Origin of the sequence: Shimia sp. R10_1 (assembly GCF_017744095.1) — a bacterium.
GTDB lineage: Bacteria > Pseudomonadota > Alphaproteobacteria > Rhodobacterales > Rhodobacteraceae > Shimia.
In genome coordinates this window covers 1-3,870 of record NZ_JAGHQX010000026.1, presented here as the reverse complement: position 1 = coordinate 3,870, position 3,870 = coordinate 1, and the positions used below count along the sequence as shown (strand labels likewise).

The following is a 3,870-nucleotide window of genomic DNA, read 5'->3' as shown; positions in this document are numbered from 1 at the left end:
CGAGATCTTGGTTGGGCACAAACTCAGTGTCACGATGCGCCGTCACCCACTTGTTCAGCGTGGATAGCCCCACGCCCAAATCTGAGGCGACCTGCTTTCGTGTCAGCCCGCTGGTCAGCGCAATCCGCACAGCATCAGCGCGGAACTCGTCAGTCCGTTTCAGTCCCATAGTTCGTCTCCTTTGTTGCAGTAAATGCTATCAAAGGAGCGGCATCAAACCGCGACACGTCCAAACTCTGGAAAACGCCTCAAGGGGAGCCATACGCTACGATACGTAGGAAAGGCCATTTTGAGCATTGGGACATCGGAAGCCGTACGTTCCGCGACTACCTCGCCTACCAGCATTACATCAGCAAAGGCAAAGCGCCCTCCAATGCCACCCTGGATGACAAGCGCCGCATGCTGGAAGGCGTGGCCAAATTTGAAGGAGAGACACACCCTGTGTTCAGCCGCATCGCCGCAATCGGTCAAACGCTTTACCTCGACCTGGGTGGCGAGTCCTGGGAGGCCGTCGCGATCACCGCTGAGGGGTGGCAGGTGGTGAGCCACCCACCTGCGCGGTTCTGCCGCTCTGGCTCCATGCAGGCTCTACCGCATCCTGAGAGACATCCAGACGGGATCAACCTGCTTAGAGACTTCGTGAATGTCGGCAGCGAAGATGACTTCCGCATGCTCGTCGCCTGGGTGCTTGGCTGTTTCCATCCCAAAGGCCCCTACCCCATTCTGATCCTCTCTGGCGAACAAGGCAGCGCCAAGAGCACCACCGCTCAAACCCTGCGCGATCTGATTGATCCTGCCTCACCAAGCACGCGCAGCACGCCAAAGACAGAGCAGGATTTGGTGATCGCCGCCTAGCACAATCATGTTCTGAGCTTTGACAACCTCTCCACCATCCGCCCGGACATGGCGGATGACTTCTGCCGGATCGCAACAGGTGGTGGCTTTGGCACCCGTAAACTCCATACGGACAGCGACGAAGTGTTGTTCAATGCCACACGGCCCTGCTTGCTCAACGGCATTCCAGACCTCGCTTCTCGCCCTGACCTGGCCGACCGCGCCATTGGCATACATCTGCCCGTCATTCCGTCGCATAAGCGCAAGACCTTGGGGCAGTTCCATCGCGACTTTGAAAAGGCCTTGCCCGCAATCCTGGGCGGCTTTTTAGACGCCGTATCCTGTGCGCTGCGGGAGATCGACTCTGTGAGACTCTCAGAGGCCCCAAGGATGGCCGATTTTACCAAATGGGTGGTGGCCTGCCGAAAAATCGCTAGGATGGCCTCAGGGCGCGTTTCTGGACTCCTACGCAGCAAACCGCGCGCAAGCCGACCAAGCTGCGGTTGAAAACAACCCCGTAGCTCTGGCAATTGTCTCTCTGATGGATGGGCGCAGCCATTGGAGCGGCACAGCGACGGAATTGCGCCAGACGCTCCGAGACCGCTTTCCAAGCATCACCGAGGACAGCCAGAGCTTCCCGCGCAGTGACGCCCGGCTGGGAGCAGCGCTTAGAAGGGTGTTGCCGGTGCTGAGGCGGCGTGGTGTAAGCGTCGCGTTCAACAGAGCAGGCAAGGCGGGTGTTAGGGTGATCGAGATTAGTTCGCCATAAGTATCAGACGCAGTGCAGAAAAACGCCCCGCTTCAACAGCGGGGCTTCTTCTTTAGAGCGACCTCCAAGCACGAAACCTGCAAGCTCCCCAAGCTCCAAATCCACGCCCTAGCCAATTGCCTGACACCTTGGTGGGACCACCCTACACCCAAGCTACATTAATTCCGGCAACGGGAAGCACACTGTCAAATCGCAAACGGTTGTACATTGAGAACCCGTAATAAAAGCACACCTCCCCAAACGCCGCCAGCAGAAAGCCCGAGGAGACCAAAGCAGCAGAGAGCCGTCAACGCCCCGCTTTTGCGATAGGCGCGTTTTATGCCACTGGCAATTGGCAAAATCGCAGCGTCCCATTCGGCAAGAGGCATGCTGCGCACTACAGCCGCATCAAGCGAATAGAGCGCAGCCCTTGCGCGGTCCAATTCTGCTGACCGGTAAAGCCACATGCTCTGCGCGGCACTCGCAAAATGAACAAGTGTGGGCAACAGCGTAGTAAAACACATGAATCCAAGCATACAGCCCACGCCCGGGCTCGTTAGCAGCTGATCGCGATAGGCGCGCCAATCAAGCGGAGGCGGGACAGTCGAGCCGCCCCAATGGTTCCATAACTCCAAACAATAGACAATGAAGCACACCAGACCAAACAGGCAGAAAAGAGCGAAGAGGATATCTACGGCCATCTCAAGCACGATGCTGCCCCAAGTTTGAGTGTCTTTGAGCATTCGGCGCACAAAACCACGCGTAACCGCAACCGACAGCATATCGGCCAGAGCATTTGGCATGGGTAATATGACGTAGAAAAACAGAATTATTGCCTCATTGTCGCGATTGGCATCCCAATAAATACCAGTAAGGGCAAAACCAGCAGCAGCGGCAACGGTAACGGCACCTGCACCAGCAACAGTTAAGGCGCCGGCTAAAGCGATGGCCAAGGCAACGGCGATGGCGAGCGCGAAGGGAAAAGTAAAGTCACCGGTAAAGGCAACAGCACCGGCACCGATAAAAGTAACAACAATGGCAACGGCAAGGATAGCCGTTTCCGATGTCCAACGGACCGCCTTCGCCAGAAAATCGTCCCGTTGGTTAACACCTTGCAACCTATTAGCAAACATCCTACCAACTAAAACTGAAACTCTTTCCGCGCTATAGACAATCCAAATCACTATTCCGAAGTTGATAAATAAAAGGCAAAAAACCAATAAACGGCGCACAAAGGAGATTCCATCTGCTCCAATCCCTATTCCGCCCAGCGTTCCATGCCCTGTGAACAACCAGGTTAAAAGGGTCGCCAATATCGGATATACAAATGCGAAGGTTAGACAGACACCAAAGGCCCGGAAAGAAATTAGCTTCCAACCAAAAAAATCATCTGCCTTCTCGGATATCCTAGTCAAACCTTCTTTATAAGCGCGCGCTTTTTCTTGCGCAGCGCCAGGCTGTGCCTGTTTGCCCGACAAGTTGGATAGGCGCTCACTGAGCTTTGGCCAGTTGCCTGGATCTTGCAGCATATCCACCAAAGCTTGCGCCTCTGAGCGGTCCCGCAGATATTTCCACATTCGGTGAAAGAAGAAGACGATGGAAGATATGGATATCACCACCGCGAGAAAATTTGCCCCAAAAGAAACTTCTGCGCTGATCGCTTGTGCACAGGCACGAAGCCCCGCTACAGGGCTGCAGCCCAAATTTTCATAAAGCCAATTCATACGTCTAGAAAGCCCTAACCCAACACTGCAACAATCTCGCACCCAGGTTAATCGCACAAGCCAATGCATAAGTTAGCAAAGAATTTTTTGATGCCTGCACAATCTACAGCTGATTTCTCTCAGTGCATCATGAAATAAAAATCACTACCATACATTCTGACTAGACGCTTGGCATGCTGACAGTGCTGACAGCACTGTCGGGCGCGTGTTCTGTTTTTCTGTTTTGGCTCCTGCTGCTTCCACAGTGCTTCCATTTTGCAGCGTTCCAAACGTCGAAAGCCGCCCTTGGGCGGCTTCTGTTGCAGTGCGGGCTTATGTGACGAGTGAGGTTGAGATTGCTGTGTGGTGTAGCACGGTTGTAGCACGAGCTGGTGTAGGCGTTCACGCTTGATGAGCCTCAAACTGGCTCAGGTGCCTTGTTTTCTTGGTGTTTGGTATTGGTTGCGGGAGTAGGATTTGAACCTACGACCTTCAGGTTATGAGCCTGACGAGCTACCTGGCTGCTCCATCCCGCGGTGGTGTTGATCGCGTGCTTTTTTGTGCTTCGATCTGTTTTCCTTCAGG

The 3,870-nt window shown here is 54.4% G+C and carries 4 protein-coding genes and 1 tRNA gene; 2 read left to right on the top strand and 3 right to left on the bottom strand.

The genetic code is table 11. The annotated features are described in order from the left end of the window. On the bottom strand, positions 1-169 hold a 169-nt coding region (locus J7413_RS20325; RefSeq protein WP_209096696.1), incomplete at its 3' end, for a transposase. A gap of 230 nt (positions 170-399) precedes the next feature. On the opposite strand from J7413_RS20325, the gene J7413_RS20320 reads away from it, so the two are divergent. Then, positions 400-855, top strand: coding sequence for a hypothetical protein (locus tag J7413_RS20320; protein WP_209101836.1), 456 nt, complete (start codon positions 400-402; stop codon positions 853-855). Positions 856-903: 48 nt separating this feature from the next. Further along, positions 904-1,341: a hypothetical protein gene (locus tag J7413_RS20315; protein ID WP_209101834.1), complete on the top strand. Its 438-nt coding sequence runs from the start codon at positions 904-906 to the stop codon at positions 1,339-1,341. 447 nt (positions 1,342-1,788) lie between these two features. Here J7413_RS20315 and J7413_RS20310 read toward each other — a convergent pair whose 3' ends face one another. Beyond that, positions 1,789-3,306 carry a hypothetical protein gene (locus J7413_RS20310; RefSeq protein ID WP_209101831.1) on the bottom strand — a complete coding sequence of 506 codons (1,518 nt, stop codon included), beginning with the start codon at positions 3,304-3,306 and terminating at the stop codon, positions 1,789-1,791. Positions 3,307-3,744: 438 nt separating this feature from the next. Further along, positions 3,745-3,821: transfer RNA gene (locus tag J7413_RS20305), tRNA-Met, on the bottom strand. Positions 3,822-3,870 lie beyond the last annotated feature (49 nt).

What these genes read in the sequence shown, in the direction of transcription:
- J7413_RS20310 (WP_209101831.1), bottom strand. Translation starts at nt 3,306, where the DNA reads ATGAATTGGCTTTATGAAAATTTGGGCTGCAGCCCTGTAGCGGGGCTT.
- J7413_RS20320 (WP_209101836.1), top strand. Translation starts at nt 400, where the DNA reads ATGCTGGAAGGCGTGGCCAAATTTGAAGGAGAGACACACCCTGTGTTC.
- J7413_RS20315 (WP_209101834.1), top strand. Translation starts at nt 904, where the DNA reads ATGGCGGATGACTTCTGCCGGATCGCAACAGGTGGTGGCTTTGGCACC.